The organism is Reyranella sp., from assembly GCF_036558665.1.
Classification (GTDB): domain Bacteria; phylum Pseudomonadota; class Alphaproteobacteria; order Reyranellales; family Reyranellaceae; genus Reyranella.
Genome location: NZ_DATBFE010000183.1, coordinates 62,634 through 78,762 on the forward strand (window position 1 = coordinate 62,634; position 16,129 = coordinate 78,762).

12 protein-coding genes are annotated in these 16,129 nt (G+C 65.2%); 4 read left to right on the forward strand and 8 right to left on the reverse strand.

Features of this window, described 5'->3' with window-relative positions; all coding sequences use genetic code 11:
* Positions 1-20 precede the first annotated feature (20 nt).
* On the reverse strand, positions 21-1,538 hold the full coding sequence (locus tag VH499_RS25375) for an alkaline phosphatase D family protein (RefSeq protein WP_332055564.1): 1,518 nt from the start codon (positions 1,536-1,538) through the stop codon (positions 21-23).
* Between the two features lie 82 nt (positions 1,539-1,620).
* Here VH499_RS25375 and VH499_RS25380 point away from each other — a divergent pair, with 82 nt between their 5' ends.
* Positions 1,621-2,373, forward strand: a complete 753-nt coding sequence (locus tag VH499_RS25380) for an SDR family oxidoreductase (protein WP_332055565.1) — start codon at positions 1,621-1,623, stop codon at positions 2,371-2,373.
* A 71-nt stretch (positions 2,374-2,444) separates the two neighbouring features.
* Here VH499_RS25380 and VH499_RS25385 read toward each other — a convergent pair whose 3' ends face one another.
* On the reverse strand, positions 2,445-3,539 hold the full coding sequence (locus VH499_RS25385) for an alpha-hydroxy acid oxidase (protein WP_332055566.1): 1,095 nt from the start codon (positions 3,537-3,539) through the stop codon (positions 2,445-2,447).
* A gap of 131 nt (positions 3,540-3,670) precedes the next feature.
* On the opposite strand from VH499_RS25385, the gene VH499_RS25390 reads away from it, so the two are divergent.
* Positions 3,671-4,642, forward strand: a complete 972-nt coding sequence (locus VH499_RS25390) for a TauD/TfdA dioxygenase family protein (RefSeq protein WP_332055567.1) — start codon at positions 3,671-3,673, stop codon at positions 4,640-4,642.
* Positions 4,643-4,788: 146 nt separating this feature from the next.
* Positions 4,789-6,699: an ABC transporter substrate-binding protein gene (locus VH499_RS25395; RefSeq protein WP_332055568.1), complete on the forward strand. Its 1,911-nt coding sequence runs from the start codon at positions 4,789-4,791 to the stop codon at positions 6,697-6,699.
* 13 nt (positions 6,700-6,712) lie between these two features.
* Here VH499_RS25395 and VH499_RS25400 read toward each other — a convergent pair whose 3' ends face one another.
* Together VH499_RS25400 and VH499_RS25405 are read right to left on the reverse strand one after the other, a co-directional pair.
* On the reverse strand, positions 6,713-7,684 hold the full coding sequence (locus VH499_RS25400) for an SDR family NAD(P)-dependent oxidoreductase (protein ID WP_332055569.1): 972 nt from the start codon (positions 7,682-7,684) through the stop codon (positions 6,713-6,715).
* A 7-nt stretch (positions 7,685-7,691) separates the two neighbouring features.
* Positions 7,692-11,042, reverse strand: coding sequence for an acetyl-CoA carboxylase family protein (locus VH499_RS25405; protein WP_332055570.1), 3,351 nt, complete (start codon positions 11,040-11,042; stop codon positions 7,692-7,694).
* 29 nt (positions 11,043-11,071) lie between these two features.
* Between VH499_RS25405 and VH499_RS25410 the strand changes: the two genes are divergently transcribed.
* Positions 11,072-11,530 carry a flavodoxin family protein gene (locus tag VH499_RS25410; RefSeq protein WP_332055571.1) on the forward strand — a complete coding sequence of 153 codons (459 nt, stop codon included), beginning with the start codon at positions 11,072-11,074 and terminating at the stop codon, positions 11,528-11,530.
* Positions 11,531-11,534: 4 nt separating this feature from the next.
* On the opposite strand, the gene VH499_RS25415 is transcribed toward VH499_RS25410, so the two are convergent.
* Genes VH499_RS25415 through VH499_RS25430 form a run of 4 tightly spaced genes read right to left on the reverse strand, consistent with a single transcriptional unit; the run spans position 11,535 to position 16,035 of the window.
* Positions 11,535-12,836, reverse strand: a complete 1,302-nt coding sequence (locus VH499_RS25415) for an LLM class flavin-dependent oxidoreductase (protein ID WP_332055572.1) — start codon at positions 12,834-12,836, stop codon at positions 11,535-11,537.
* A 22-nt stretch (positions 12,837-12,858) separates the two neighbouring features.
* The gene (locus VH499_RS25420; protein WP_332055573.1) at positions 12,859-13,647 is read right to left on the reverse strand and encodes a glucose 1-dehydrogenase; all 789 of its coding nucleotides are present in this window, start codon (positions 13,645-13,647) and stop codon (positions 12,859-12,861) included.
* Positions 13,648-13,679: 32 nt separating this feature from the next.
* On the reverse strand, positions 13,680-14,897 hold the full coding sequence (locus VH499_RS25425) for an acyl-CoA dehydrogenase family protein (RefSeq protein ID WP_332055574.1): 1,218 nt from the start codon (positions 14,895-14,897) through the stop codon (positions 13,680-13,682).
* 13 nt (positions 14,898-14,910) lie between these two features.
* Positions 14,911-16,035, reverse strand: coding sequence for an acyl-CoA dehydrogenase family protein (locus tag VH499_RS25430; protein WP_332055575.1), 1,125 nt, complete (start codon positions 16,033-16,035; stop codon positions 14,911-14,913).
* Positions 16,036-16,129: the final 94 nt, after the last annotated feature.

The following is a 16,129-nucleotide window of genomic DNA, read 5'->3' on the forward strand; positions in this document are numbered from 1 at the left end:
CAGCCGGCCCGGTCGTCCGCCTAGGCGCGGTTCACGCCGGGACTTCCGGCTTCGACGACAAACCGCGCGGGGGTGGCAATGCCCGACTTGGGATTGCGCACATCGTCGACCGTGCGGAAGGATACGGTGGCAGCCTTCGCCTCCAGTGCGAGATGGCCGTACCCGTAGGCATCGCCCAACCCGTAACGCAAATGCGGATTGTCGTGCAGCAGCGGCTGCAGCCGCTTGTTCGAGAAGCCTTGTGACGTCACCGAGCCACCGACGAATTCGGTCGCGACCGTGCGGGACTTCGGCATGGCGAAATCCTGCTTGAGGTCGGTCGCCCAGAAGGAATGGACATCGCCGCTCATCACCACCGTGTCCTTCACCGGCGATGCCGCGACGACGTCCAGCAGTTTCTGCCGCGCCGCCGGGTAACCGTCCCAGCCGTCACCCCAGAAGGCGCGCTTGCCGTCCTTGTTGAGGCGGCCGGCCTCCGCCATCAGTGTTTGCTGAGCAAGCAGGTTCCAACGCCCCGAGGCGCGTTTCAGGGCGTCGGCGAACCAGGTCTCCTGTTCGGCGCCCAGCATGGTCCGCGAAGGATCCAGCCGCTCCGCACAGTCCACGAGCATGCGATCGCGCGTGAGCTCGGCATGGCAGGCGTTGTGCGAGCGATACTGGCGATCATCGATGACGAAAAGCTCGGCCAGATCGCCGAAGCGGTAGCGATCGTAGAGCCTGAGCGACGGTCCCTTGGGCTGCATCGAAGCGGGAAGCGGCATGTGCTCCCAATAGGCCTGGTATGCCGCGGCGCGGATCTTCAGGAACTGCCCGGGGTCGAGGTCGTTCGGGGAGAGATCGTCGGCATAGTCATTGGCGACTTCGTGATCGTCCCAGGTCACGATCCATGGATGAGCGGCATGCGCGGCCTGCAGATCGGGATCGGACTTGTAGAGCGCATAGCGGTTGCGGAATTCGAACAGCAGCGTCGGCCGGCCGGTGCCGTGACGGCGCACGTGATTGCGGCCCCACGAAATTTCGTAGATGTAGTCGCCGAGAAACAGGACTGCGTTCAGTTCCTCGCCGGCCATGTGGCGCAAGGCGGCGTAGTAGCCCTGCTCGTATTGCTGACAGGAGGCAAAGGCGAATTTCAGAAGCGGCACGCGCTCGTCCGGTCCCGGGGCGGTAAGGGTGCGGCCGATGGCGCTCCCCTTGCCGTTCACCGCGAAGCGGTACCAGTAGGGCCGGCCCGGCTTGAGCCCGTCGACCTCGACATGGACGGAGTGGCCCCAGCGCGCTTCCGCGGCTGCCTGACCGTGGCCTACCACGCGCGTCAGGCGTTCGTCCTCCGCGATCACCCAATCGACGGCATATGTGCCGGTCAGCGGTTGGGTCGGCTCGGCCGCCAGCAGCCGCGTCCATAGCACCACGGAGTCGGATCTGGGATGACCCGAGGCGACCCCCAGCCCAAAGGGATTGTCGGCCAACGGAGCCTCGGCCCGTGCCAGCGACGGCAGCCACAAGGCGCCGAGGCCGGCAACGAAGGAACGACGTAGCATGCCACAACTTTCGCGCGCCCAACGGAGCACTTCAATGGCGGCGTGCTGGTCTGCTAGGGTCCGCTCCTTCGAGGAGGAACGCATGAGCGGAAAGATCGCAGTCGTCACCGGCGCCGGCAGCGGCATCGGCCGCGCCTCGGCGCTGGCCTTGTTGAAGAACGGTTACAAGGTGGCGCTGGCTGGCCGCCGCAAGGAGGCTCTCGAGGAAACTGCCAAGATGGCCGGCAACAATGCGCCGAGCGCGCTCGCCGTGCCGACGGACGTCACCAAGCGCGACGACATCGTGGCGCTGTTCGCCAAGGTCAGGACGACCTGGGGTCGGCTCGACCTCGTCTTCAACAATGCCGGCGGGGGTGCTCCGCCGGTGCCGCTGGAGGAGCTGCCCTACGAGACCTGGCTCAACGTCGTGGCCGCCAATCTTACCGGACCGTTCCTGTGCACGCAGGAAGCGATGAAGATCATGAAGGACCAGAAGCCCCGCGGCGGACGCATCATCAACAACGGGTCGATCTCCGCCCACGCGCCGCGGCCCTTTTCCGTGGCCTATACCTCGACCAAGCACGCGATCACCGGCCTCACCAAGTCGACATCGCTCGACGGCCGCGCCTACGATATCGCCTGCGGCCAGATCGATATCGGCAATGCCGCGACACCGATGACCGAGCGCATGACCAAGGGCGTCCCGCAGCCCAATGGCACGACGATGGTCGAACCGCGCATGGACGTCGAAGCGGTGGCCAACGCCATCGTCTACATGGACAGTCTGCCGCTCGATGCCAATGTACAGTTCATGACCGTGATGGCCACCAAGATGCCGTTCATCGGGCGCGGTTAGCTCAAGGGAGCGCGCAAACTCCAGTTGCGCACATCTCATGATGCGTCACTGGAGGGGCGCGCTTCGGCGCGTCAGTAACCCTGATCTTCCAGGTTAAGCAGCGGGAAGGCGCTGTGGACGTGGGGCAGGTTGGTGGGCGAGCTTGCGGCGATATAGCTCTTGTCGAGCTGCTTCAGGCTGGTGACGCCCAGAAGGCCCATCGCCTCCTTCATTTCCTCCTCGAGAAGCTCGATCACGCGTTCGATGCCGACAGCACCGGCGGCTGCCAGGCCATAGCAGTAGAGGCGGCCCAAGCCCACCCAGTCGGCACCCATGCAAATCGCCTTCACGATGTCGCTGCCGCGACTGAAGCTGCCGTCGACAATCACTTTGGCGTGACCTTTCACCGCCTCGACGATCTCGGGCAGGACCTCGGCCGAGCCGCGGCCGTGATCGAGCTGGCGACCGCCATGGTTCGAGCAATAGATGCCCCAGACGCCGTGTCGAAGCGCGATCTCCGCATCCTCGGCCGTGCCGATGCCCTTCAGCACGAATTTGACGTCAGGGAACTTCTCCCTCACCCGCTTGAAATTGTTCCACGCGAACGCCGCCTGATAATCCTGGCCGGTGGCCGCGGTGCGCCATGACTTCACGAAGCGCTTGGCGATGTCGCGCTCGCGGCGCGAATAGACGTTGGTATCGACCGTGATACAAAAGGCATCGTAGCCGGCATCCATCGCCTGCCTTACGCGGTCGGCCACCCAGGTGTCGTCGCCGCGTACGTAGAGCTGGTAGATCTTGGGGCCATTGCCGCCCTTGACGATGTCCTCCAGCTTGAGCGTTGTCACGGAGCTGATCAGCATGCCGACGTCTGCCGCACCCGCCCCTTTGGCGACCGTGACGCCGCCGCCCGATTCGAAGGACTCGAGCGATCCAACGGGTGCGAGCAGAACCGGAATGCGGAGCCTCCTGCCCAGGATCTCCGATGACGGATCGATCGTAGAAACGTCGCGCAGCACGCGGGGCCTGAAGGCGATCGAATCGAGCGCCATTCGGTTGCGCCGTAGAGTCGTTTCGGTTTCGGTACCGCCGACGAGATAGTCCCAGATGTTGGGACTGAGCCGGATTTTGGCCGCTTTGACGATCTCGTGCAGCGTCACGAACTGAGCTTCAAGGCCGCTTGCCATGGTTCCCCCGACACTCGAAAGAGTGGCCGTTTTTGCGCGTTCGCCGGATTGCGTCAAACGCGATGGCCGGTTTCGCACGGCGACCAATGGCGCTAGGATTCCGGCCAGCGACGAAACACTGGAGGAGCTCCATGGCGGCTCGATCGGCGGCAGTTCGCACCAAGGCGGATACGGACATTCGCGTGCGCCCGATCAACGGCTTCATCGGTGCCGAGATCGAGGGCATCGACCTCCGTCGGCCACTGTCTTCGGGGCAGTTCAAGATCGTCCACGACAGCCTCGTGCAATACGAAGTCATCGTCATGCGCGGCCAGGCCATCACCGTCGACCAGCAGATGGCGTTCGGGGCGTTGTTCGGCGAGCTCTCGATCCATCCCTTCTCGCCCAATCTCGCGGACAAGCCGGAGGTCATCATCCTCGACTACTCGGCCGACAACCCACCGGCGCTGACCGACATCTGGCATGCCGACGAGACCTTCCGCGAAGCGCCGCCGCTCGGCACCATTCTGCGCGCCAAGGTCGTGCCGCAGGTGGGTGGGGACACGCTCTTCTCCAGCATGAGCGCTGCCTATCGTGGGCTGTCGGAGCGCATGAAGGAGCACATCCACGGGCTCGAGGCGCTGCACGACTTCAAGCCTTGGCGTCCCCTCTTTGGCCAAAGCGATCGCGCCAGGCTGCGCAAGCTCGAGGACGAGTTTCCCAATCCCTGGCATCCGGTGGTGCGCGTGCATCCCGTGTCGGGGCGGCGCATCCTCTACGTCAACCAGCAGTTCTGCGTGCGCATCAAGGATCTCAAGGCCGACGAGAGCGATGCACTGCTTGCCTTCCTCTACCGCCAGGCCACCATCCCCGAGTACCAGCTCAGGGTGAAATGGGAGCCCGACACGGTGGTGATGTGGGACAATCGTTCGGTTCTGCACTATGCCGCGCACGACTACTATCCCGCCCGCCGCACCATGGAGCGCGTCACGGTGAAGGGCGATCGACCCCGAGGCGTGGCCGGCCCCTATGCGCCGGATACCGTCCCCGCCAACGGCACGGCCAAGCCGCTCGTCCCCGAGGGGACGAGGCCTGGCCCCAAACGTGCCTTCGATCGTTATTGAAATGGGCGCAGCCAGCGGTTTGCCGATGCGCTGCCTCCAATGCCGCAGGCCAATGGCATTGACCGGACCGGCAATCGGACCTTTGATCATGGCCAATGCTGAATGCCGGCAATGGCATCGACGATGACAGCAGGCGAGGTCGGACGATGAAGAGACGCGTCTTTACGGCGGGTATGGCGCTTGGCGCCCTCCTCCGGCCATCCTTTCTCCGCGCAGCAACGCCGCCTGCGCTCCAGGAGACGCCATGGCTTGCCGACCGCGTGAAGTCCGGCGCGTTGCCGGATGTCGCCAAGCGCGTTCCCCAACAGCCCTCGATCGTGACCTACTTTCCAGGTGGCCAGGGGCCTGGACGGCCGGGCGGCGAGGTCAACATGTTGATCTCCAGCGCTCGCGACACGCGGCTCATGACGGTCTATTCCAACGCACGCCTGATCGTCTACGACGACAAGTTCAAGCTGCAGACCGACATCCTCGACAGCTACGACGTCAAGGACGGCCGCCAGTTCACCCTTAAGCTGCGGGCCGGGCATAGATGGTCGGATGGCCAGCCCTTCACGACCGAGGACTTTCGCTATTTCTGGGAGGACATGGCCAACAACAAGGACCTCTCGCCGTCGGGCCCCTCGGTCGAGCTCCTGGTCGACGGCCAACCGCCGAAGGTCGAGATCCGCGACGCCGTAACGATCCGTTACACCTGGGACAAGCCCAACCCCTACTTCATCGCGAGCCAGGCGCGTGCCGCGCCGCTCTGGCTGTTCCGGCCCTCGCACTACCTCAAGAAGTTCCACATCAAGTACACCCCGGCCGACGAGATCGCCAAGGCGGCACGCGGCGGCCAGGGCGGCAACTGGGTGCAGATCCATCGCAGCGTCGACACGATGTACTACGATAGCAATCCCGACCTGCCGACGCTCAATCCGTGGATGCAGACTACCGCGCCGCCGGCGCAGCGCTTCGTGTACGACCGCAACCCCTATTACTACCGGGTCGACGAGAAAGGCTGTCAGCTCCCCTATTTCGACCGGGTTGTCTTCACCGTCGTCGCGGCCAACCTGGTGCCGGCGAAGGCAGGGCTCGGCGAGTCGGACCTGCAATGCCGCTACCTCAATATGCGCGACTACACCTTCCTGCGCAAAAGCAGCAAGACGAGCAACGTCGAGGTGCTGCTCTGGGAGCAGGGCTCGGGCTCCCAGCTCGCGCTCTATCCCAACCTGAATGCCAAGGACGACGTATGGCGCGCACTCAATCGCGATATCCGCTTCCGTCGCGCCCTCTCCGTCGGCATCGACCGCGATGAGCTGAACGAGGTGATCTATACGGGTTTGGCCACGCCGTCGAACAACACGATCATGTCGCAGTCGACGCTCTTCAAGCCGGAATATGCGACCAAGTGGGCAACCTACGATGCCAAGCTCGCGAACAAGCTACTCGACCAGGCCGGACTCACCAAACGCAACGATGAAGGCGTCAGGCTTCTTTCCGACGGACGCGCCGCCACCATCGTCGTGGAATACTCCAGCGAGATCAGCGAGGATACCGACATGCTCTCGCTCATCGCCGACCAATGGAAGAAGATCGGCATCAAGCTCCTGAGCAAGCCGCAGTCGCTGAACAACTTCCGCATGCGCGCGTTCTCGGGCGACGCCATCATGACGGCCTATGCCGGCGTGGTGACGGCGGTGCCGTCGCTCGAGACGTCGCCCAGGGAGTTCTGCCCGACCATGCAGGGAGGCCTGCAATGGCCGCGCTGGGGGATGTTCATCGAATCCAAGGGTAAACAGGGCGAGAAGTGCGACGTCCAGGACGTCTGCGTGCTGCTCGACTATCTGCGGGAGTGGGAAACGGCGACCGACGATGCCACCCGCCGCAAGGCCTGGGACCAGATCCTCCAGACCAACATGGAGCAGGTCCTTTCGATCGGCACGCTGAACGGCATCGGCCAGCCGATCGTCGTCGGACCGAAGGTCAGGAACGTCCCCAAGAAGGGCTACTACGCCTGGGATCCCGGCGGCTATATCGGTCTCTACAAGCCGGACACCTTCTGGCTGACCTCCTGACCGTCGCGCACCGTCACCGGCCGACGCGCCAGTTGACGGCGGCCGCGAGGCGATCGAAGAAATCTGCGTCGTAGGCCTGCTCCGGCGTCTGGCGCACCAGTTCGTCGATGCGATGCGCGTCCTTGCCGACCAGAATGCGCCATCGGTCGGCCTTCACGCCGTCAAGGATGACGGTCGCCGCCTCCGCTGCCGTCATCGGCGCCTCCTCGAGGAAACGTCGGGCGCGTTCCCGGATCGCCTGCTCAATCTGGGCATCCGACATCGTCGCGGCATCCCTGCCGGTGGAGGCAATGCGGGCGCGGGCTTGCCGGATCTGTTGCGGCGTGACGGCATCACTGTCGTTGCCGCTCTGAACCTTGCCGGTATTGGCCGCGATTCCGGTACCGATGTGGCCCGGCATGACGACCGAGCACTTGATGTGGGGGGCGTTGAGGCGGAGATCGGTCTGCAAGGCCTCCGAGAAGCCCTTCACGGCGAACTTCGCCGCGCTGTAGGCGGTGTGCGGCACGCCCGGTCCGATCGACGCCCAGAACCCGTTGACGCTGCTGGTGTTGACGACGTGGCCCTGGTCCGCCTTCTGCAGGAGCGGCAGGAAGGCGCGAGTGCAGAAATAGACGCCGCCCCAGCAGATGTTGAACGTCCGCTCCCATTCGGCGCGCTCGTTCACGATCATGCTCCCGCCGCCGCCGATGCCCGCATTGTTGAACAGCAGGTGGATCCGATCGGTCTCGTGCTGCGCCGCGACTTCGTCGCGAAAGCGCAAGACCTCAGTCTCGTCGGATACATCGACCTTGTGCGATGTGATGCGCAGGCCCTGTGGCAGGCGCTCCTGCTCGCACAACCGCTCGGTTTCGGCGAGGCCCGACGCCGAAACGTCGCACATGGCGATGCTGCAGCCTTCAGCCGCGAGCTGACGCACCAATTCGCGGCCCATGCCCGAGCCGCCGCCCGTGACAACTGCGATTCGTCCCGCAAAGTCCCTCATCCGTTCCTCACCAGGTGTCGATATTCGGTCGTTTCTTGTCGCCGCCGCGACGCTTCGGCTCGGCGCTCAACAGCGCCGTCGCAACCCAGTGGCGCGAATCCGCCGGGTCGATCACCTCGTCGACCTCGAAATAGGTTGCGGTACTGAGTGCCTTGCCTCGGGCATAGGCCGCCGCCACCATCCTGTCGAACAGGGCGCGGCGTTCGGCCGGATCGTTCACCGCTTCCAGCTCCTTGCGGAAGCCGAGTTTGACTGCGCCTTCGAGCCCCATGCCACCGAACTCGCCGGTCGGCCATGCGATCGCGAAAGCGCCGGCGTGGAACGAACCGCCCGCCATCGCCTGGGCACCCAGTCCGTAAGCCTTGCGCAGCACGATGGTGCCGAACGGTACGCCGAGATTGGCACCCACCACGAAGAGACGCGAACAATGGCGTACCAGCGCGGTCTTCTCGATCTCCGGCCCCACCATCATGCCGGGCGTGTCGCAGAGGAAGAGGACCGGCAGGTCGAACGCGTCGCAAAGCTGCAAGAAGCGTGCCGCCTTGTCGGAGCCGTCGGAATCGATCGCCCCGGCAAGGTGCGTCGGATTGTTGGCGACGATGCCGAGCGGCTTGCCCTCGATGCGCGCCAGCACCGTCACCATGCCCGGCCCGAAGGCGCGCCGCAGCTCCAGCACCGAGCCTTCGTCGCAGAGGGTTTCGATCACCGTGCGCACGTCGTAGACACGCAAGCGGTTCTCCGGGATCGCCCGTCGCAACAGGCGCTGATCGGCTGCCCGCCAGCTCGCGATCGGTCCCTGAAAGTACGACAGGTATTTCCTGGCGGCGGCGACGGCCTCAGCCTCGTCCTCGACCGCGATGTCGACCGTGCCGTTGGGCACCTGCACGCTCATCGGCCCCACTTCCTCGGGCGCGAAGACGCCGAGGTTGCCGCCCTCGATCATGGCCGGGCCACCCATGCCGATCGAAGAGTTCCGGGTCGCGATCACAACGTCGCAGCATCCCAACAAGGCGGCGTTGCCGGCGAAGCAACGGCCCGAATTGATGCCCACCAGCGGCACCAGCCCGCTCAGCCGACCGAAGATGTGGAAGGCCATGGTGTTGAGGCCGGCCACCGACTGCACGTCGATGTCGCCGGGTCGCCCGCCACCGCCTTCGGTGAACACGACCAGCGGCATCCGCTGCTGCTCGACCAGCTCGAACAGCCGGTCCTTCTTCTCGTGGTTGGTCTTGCCCTGCGTCCCGGCCAGCACCGTATAGTCGTAATGGGCAATGCCGACGCGACTGCGCTCCGGCCCGAACAGGGCGCCGTTCACGCGGCCGACACCGGTGATCAGGCCGTCGGCCGGCGTCCTGGCGACCAGATCCTCGACCGAGCGGCGCGTCCGCTGGCTTGCGATCGCGAAGGCGCCGTATTCGACGAAGGAGCCGGGATCGATCAGATCGTTCAGGTTCTGGCGCGCGGTGCGCTGGTTGGTCCTGCGCCGGCGTGCCACCGCCTCCGGCCGTTTTTCGTCGAGCGTAAGAGCGCGGCGCTCGAAATATTCGGCGAGATCGGGGCGGATGTGATCGAGATCGACCTTCTCCTCGACCACGCCGCCCTTCACCTCGATATCGGCCTCCTCGACGAACAGTAGCGGATGCCCCTCGTAGATCGTCTCGCCGGCCTCGACTGCGATGTGGCGAACATAGCCGCGCGCAGGGCTCTTGATCTCGTGCTGCATCTTCATGGCATCCATGATGAGCAGCGGCTGGCCCGTCGCCACGGCATCGCCCTCCTTGACCGCGATGCTGACGATGGTGCCTTGCATCGGCGCCGACACCGGCACTGTTCCCTCAGGCATCGGATGTGCTGCTTCGGATGCAGCTTGCGCCGAGGCCTGCCTGCCAAAGGCCAGCACCGCCAGCGGATCGACCGCATCGACCCGGGCGCCCGCCTGGCGGGCGGTCGATCCATTGGACGCCGCGCCCTGGAAATAGAGGCCTGGCTGCAGTTTGCTCGCTGCGTCGACCAGCTTGCCGGCGTGCTCGTCGACAAAGCGCGTATGCACCTTGTCGTCGCGGACCGCGCGATCGCCCAGCAAGGCGCGCAGGAAGGCGACGTTGGACGGCGCCCCCTCGAGCCGGAACGCTGCCAGCGCCCGTTCGCCGCGCGCCAGGGCTTCGTCGAAGGTGGCACCGTACACGATCACTTTCGCGAGCAGCGAGTCGAAGTTGGGATTGGTGCGATAGCCGGCATAGCCATAGGTGTCGACGCGCACGCCGGGTCCCGAAGGCGGCTCGAAGACCGAGAGCGTGCCGCCGCCTGGCTTGGCGGAGCCGTCGGCCGTCATGGTCTCCATGTTCACGCGCAACTGGATGGCGTTGCCCCGCGGCGATGCTTCCTTGACGCCGGCCTCCGCCAACGTGGCCCCCCCGGCCAGCAGGAGCTGTGCTTTTACGAGATCGACGCCCCACACCTCTTCCGTGACGGTGTGCTCGACCTGCAGGCGAGGATTGGCCTCGATGAAAAAGAATTCTTCACCATCGACCAGGAATTCGAAGGTGCCGAGACTGCGATATTTCACGGCCTTGGCCATCGCGATGGCAGCGTCGACGATCTTTTTCCTGAGACCCGGCTTGAGGTTGGGGCTCGGCGCGACCTCGACAAGCTTCTGGCTGCGCCGCTGCAGGGTGCATTCACGCTCGCCGAGAGAGACGATGCCGCCCTCGCCGTCGCCGACAATCTGGACCTCGATATGACGCGCCTGGTTGACCAAGCGCTCGGCGTAGAGCTGCCCATTCCCGAAGGCGGACTTGGCTTCCGCCGAGGCGCGCGCGAAAGCCTCCGCGATCTCGCCCTCATCCCTGATCAGCCGCATACCGCGGCCGCCACCGCCTGCGATCGCCTTCAGTGCGATCCCCGACTTCGCATGCTTCCTGAAGAAGGCGACTGCACCGTCGATGTCGGTCGCACTGTCCGTGCCTGGCAAGACCGGAACCTTGCATTTCCGGGCATGGGCCCGCGCGGCGGCCTTGTCGCCGAACAGATCGAGTTGCCCGGGTGTTGGTCCCACGAACACGATCCCTGCCTCGCCGCAGGCGCGCGCCAAAGCGGCATTCTCCGACAGGAAGCCATAGCCGGGGTGGATCGCGTCGCATTTCGCCTTCGTTGCCGTAGCAATGACCGCAGCGATATCGAGATAGGCCGCCGCGCCACGGCCCTTCAGTGCTTCTACCTCGTCGACCCGGCGGACGTGCAAGGAGGTAGCGTCGTCCTTGGAGTGAAGGCCGATCGTCCTGATGCCGAGCTCTGCGGCGGCCTGGGCGATGCGGATGGCGATCTCGCCACGATTGGCGATCAGGAGTTTCTTCAGCATGGGATCAGATATCGAGGTAGAAACGGATCATGTCCAAGCGATTGCTGATCGTGGCACATGCGCCGTCGGAGAACACGCTCGCCCTGCGCACCGCGGTCGAGCGCGGTGCGCGCAGCGAAACGGCAATCGAGGTCAAGGTCGTGGCCCCGTTGCAGGCGGGGCCTGACGATGTCCTGGTGGCGGATGCCGTCATTCTCGGCACAACGGAGAACCTCGGCTACATGAGCGGTGCGCTGAAGGACTTCTTCGACCGCTCCTACAACGCCCTCCTCGACAGGACGCAGGCCCTGCCCTGCGCGGTCTATATCCGCGCCGGCAGCGACGGCACGGGAACCCGTCGCGGGATCGAGACCATCCTCACCGGGCTTCGCTGGCGCATGGTACAGGAGCCACTGATCTGCAGGGGCCCTTGGCAGCCGGCCTTTGTCGAGCAGTGCGAGGGGCTGGGCGCCGCCCTGGCCGCAGGCCTCGCCGCCGGCATCTTCTGAAATCCTATCCAGCAGGAGCCTTGTTCTTCCTGGCCGCTGGATCGTTCATCATGACGGCGATATCGGCGGCGATATGGTGCGTCGGGCCTTCCGTGGCCTGGTCCGCCTGCACGACGTTACGGCCGTACGCGGAAACGGTGGGAATGGCCGAGGTCGCGGCCGGCGGCATCCTCCGCTTGCGCGTCAACGCCGCCTCTATGAAAGGCGCCAGTTCTGCCTGCTTCCTGGCGTCGCGCGCGGCCTGGTCTGCCTTCAGGACCGGCATGACCTTGTCCGCAAAAAGCCGCAGCGAGTCACAGATGTGCTCGTGCTTGTTGCGGCCGCCCTGCTGGATGAACACGACCTGATCGACGCCGGCCTCCCGGTACTGGCGCAGGTGCTCGGTGAGTTCCGTTGGCGTGCCGATGCCACTGCCGCGGCCGGCCGGCGGCAGCTTGTCCTTGGCCGCCTCGAAGCGCTGCCAGATGTCGGTCACGCCCGGCTGGTGATGGCCATAAACGTAATAGTGACCCAGCGAGTAGCCGAAGAACTGGAAGCCTTCGGAACCGCGGCGGCGGGCCTCGGCACCGTCCTCATGGCAGGAGAAGCCCGTCACCATGGCAATGTTGGCGTTGACCGCATGCCCGATCGGCACGCACTGCTCGCTCCTTATGATGTCGTAGTATTCGTGCGCCCACTTTGCCGCCTCCGCCGGATCGACGAAGGCGAAGGTGAGTGCACCGATTCCGGCCCGCGCCGCCGCATGGATCGTCTCGCGCCGGCTGCAGGCGACCCAGAGCGGCGGATGCGGCTTCTGCAACGGCTTGGGCACGACGTTGCGAACCGGCATGGCGAAAAACGTGCCCTGGAAGCCAGGATAGGGGTTCATGGTCATCATGTTGGCAGTCTGCTCGACGGCCTCCGCCCACATCGCCTTTTTCTGGTCGGGATCGACGCCGAAGCCTTCCAGCTCCACGCGCGAGGCCGATTCGCCCGTGCCCCAGTCGACGCGACCGTCGGAGATCAGGTCGAGCGTCGCGATACGCTCGGCGACGCGCGCCGGATGATTGTAGGCGGGCGGCGCCAGCACGACTCCGTGGCCGATGCGGATGCGTTTGGTGCGCGCCGCGCAGGCGGCGAGGAATACTTCCGGAGCGGAGGAATGGGCATATTCCTCGAGGAAGTGATGCTCGACCTCCCAGATGTAGTCGACGCCGAGCGAATCGGCCAATTCGACCTGGGCCAGCGCCTCCTTGAACAGCCGGTGCTCGGTGTCGCCGGTCCAGGGCCGCGGCAGTTGGTGCTCGTAGAGAAGTCCGAACCGCATGGGGTTTCCTTCGCTGGATCGCTTATTGCGCCGTGTAGCCGCCGTCGACCACGAGGCCCGAGCCGGTCATGAAGCCCGCATCGTCGGAGGCGAGGAAGACGATGCCCTTGGCGATGTCGTCGGCAATGCCCAGGCGGCCGAGAGGATGCAGGCGAATCGATGCCTTGCGCGCCGGGTCGGTGTCATTGGTTCCCATCGCCTGGGCGCGCATGGCGAAGGTCTGCTGGCCCATGTCGGTGTCGATCACGCCGGGATGAATCGAGTTGACGCGGACCTTGTACCCCTTGCGGCCGAACTCGAGCGCGGTCGACTTGGTGAAGAGGGTGACGCCGCCCTTGGTCAGGGAATAGAGCGGATCGAGCTGCGAACCCACCAGGCCGGCGACCGAAGCGAGATTGACGATGGCCGCACCGTGCGGACTTTCGCTGCCGCTTTTCTTGAGGTGCGGCAACGCCGCCCGTGTGCCGAGCACGACGCCGGTCAGGTTCACCGCGACAAGCCGGTTCCATTCCTCGACCGTGGCCTCCTCGACGCCCTTGCCGTTGAAGATGCCGGCGTTGTTCACCAGTATGTCGAGCTTGCCGAAGTGCTTGAGAGTGGCGTCCATCGCCGCCGCCCAGCTCGCCTCCTGCGTGACATCGAGATGGATGTAGAGAGCGTCGATCTCCTTGGCGAGCTTCCTGCCCGGCTCGTCGAGCACATCGCCGATCGCCACTTTGGCGCCAACGCTCGCCATCAGCCTTGCCGTCGCCCCACCAATCCCTCGCGCCGCGCCGGAAAGGAATGCGACCTTGCCGTCCAATCGATTCATGCCCGATTTCCTTTCTGGCAGGACGACAAGAGCTATTTCAGCTTGTTGAACGGCACGTCCTTGTCGACGCGCACGTCGGCCGGAAGGCCGAGCACGCGCTCGGCGACGATGTTGCGCAGGATCTCGTCGGTGCCGCCGGCGATGCGGAAACCCGCGCCACCGATCCATTGCGCCTGGAAGCCCGCGGCGTGCGGTACCTCCTCCTTCATGACGCCGGCCGGCCCCATCAACTCCATTGCGAACGCGCCCATATCCTGCATCTTGGGCGCCGCCACGATCTTGATGATCGAGGACTCCGGTCCCGGCGTCTGGCCCTTGGAGAGCGCCGTGAGCGTGCGGTAGCGCGTGAGCTTGAGCCCCTGCTGCTGCACGTACCAGTCGGCGATGCGGCCACGCACCTGCTGGTTCCTGATCGCGGGCCCGTCCTCGAGATCGATGTCGCGTGCGAGCTCCATCAGCTCGTCGACATCGAGGCCTCCCGAGGGCATGCCGACCGCCAGCCGTTCGTTCATCAGCGTCGTCAGAGCCGCCTTCCAGCCCTCGCCGACCTTGCCCAGCCGCTGGCTGTCGGCGATGCGCACATTGGTGAAGAACACCTCGTTGAAGTTGGCGCCGCCCGACATCTGCTTGATCGGTCGCACTTCGACTCCCGGCGTTTTCATCGAGAGGAAAAACATCGTGAGACCCTGGTGCTTGGGAACACCGGGATCGGTGCGGGTGATGATGATGCCGTAGTCCGAGTAGTGCGCACCTGAAGTCCAGACCTTCTGGCCGTTGATCACCCAACCGTCGCCATCACGTTCCGCGCGGGTGCGAATGCCGGCCACGTCCGACCCCGCCGCAGGCTCGGAGAAGAGCTGGCACCAGATCTCCTCGCCGTGGAGCGCCGGCTTCACGAAGCGCTTGAGCTGCTCGGGCGAGGCATAGGCCATCATGGTCGGGATGCACATGCCGAGCCCGATATCGAAGAAGCCGAGCGGCACGAGATAGTTCGCCTCCTCCTGCTGGTAGATCACCTGCAGGATGGGCGAGGCGCCGCGGCCACCGAACTCCTTGGGCCAGGTCATGCGGGCATAGCCGGCAGCGGCTTTCTTGGCTTGCCACGCCCTGGCCTTCGCCAGGAGATTCGGATCGTCGTTACGGGCACGGAAGCTTTGTTTGTCGTCGCTCTTGCGAGTCGCGTTGGCATCGAGCCAGGTGCGCACTTCCTTGCGGAACGCAGCCTCTTCGGGAGTGTCGTTGAAGTCCATCTCGGAATCCTCCTCAGGCGGCGTTCTTCTGTTCGAGCCGCGTCACCAGCTTGTCCTTCCAGGCCATCGGCCCGCCGAGCGAGAGCGCCATGACACGGGCGCGGCGATAGTGGAACTGCGTGTCGGCTTCCCACGTGAAGCCGATGCCGCCGTGGGTCTGGATGTTCTCCTTCGAGGCGAAGTCATAGGCCTCGGTCGCCGCGATGCGCGCCGCTGCGGCGGCCAGGGGCAGGTCGGCACCGCCGTCGGTCAGCATCATGGCGCCGTAATAGGCGTTGGAGCGCGCGAGCTCGAGCTTCACGTAGCAGTCGGCGAGCTTATGCTTGATCGCCTGGTACGACCCGATGGCGCGGCCGAAAGCCTGGCGCTGCAAGGCGTAGTCGCGCGCCATCCACATCGCCGCCTCCGCCCCGCCGATCTGGGCAAAGGCGAAATAGACCGCCGCCGCATCGTAGAGCCGCTCGAGCAGGTGCCAGCCTTCGCCTTCCGCGCCCAACAGCTCGGCCGAGGCGCCGTCGAAGGTGAGCTCGGCCTGCTTGCGTGCCGGATCGATGGTCTCGACGCGCTTCTTCTTGACGGAAGGCTGTGCGAGATCGACCAGCACCAGGGACACGGTCCGATCACCCTGCCCGCCCGTGTTCGCCAGGACGATGGCAAAGGTAGCGGCATCGCCGTCGATCACCGGCACCTTGGTGCCGTTCAATTTGCCGCCGCCGAAGGTGCAGCGAATGTTGCGTGGCCGCGGCGGTTGCGGACCCTCGGCGACGGCCAGCGCGCCGATCGCCTTGCCGGCGGCAAGCTGGGGCAACCATTTCTTCTTCTGCGCCTCGGAGCCGGCGAGCTTCAGCCCTTCCGTCGCCAGCACGACCGAGCTGTCGAACGGGACCGGCGCGGCCGCGCGGCCGATCTCTTCGGCGACGACGCAAAGCTCGAGCGGCGACAGACCGAGGCCGCCGTAGGCTTCCGGAATGCCGGTCGCCGGCACGCCCAGCTCGACGAGGCCCTTCCAGACTTCGTCGGCAAAGGCTTCGTTGCCATCGAGGACACGACGCACGACCTTGGTCGGGCACTTGTCGGCGAGGAATTTGCGAACCTGCTCCTTGAGCAGCTTCTGGTCGTCGGAGAAATCGAAGTTCATGATGGGCCTGAGCCTAGCAACTGCGCTCCCATCGGGAAACGGTTCCGGGGTTCCGTCAGGCGGGAGGCGCGATATGGTAGGATTTTCCTCATGA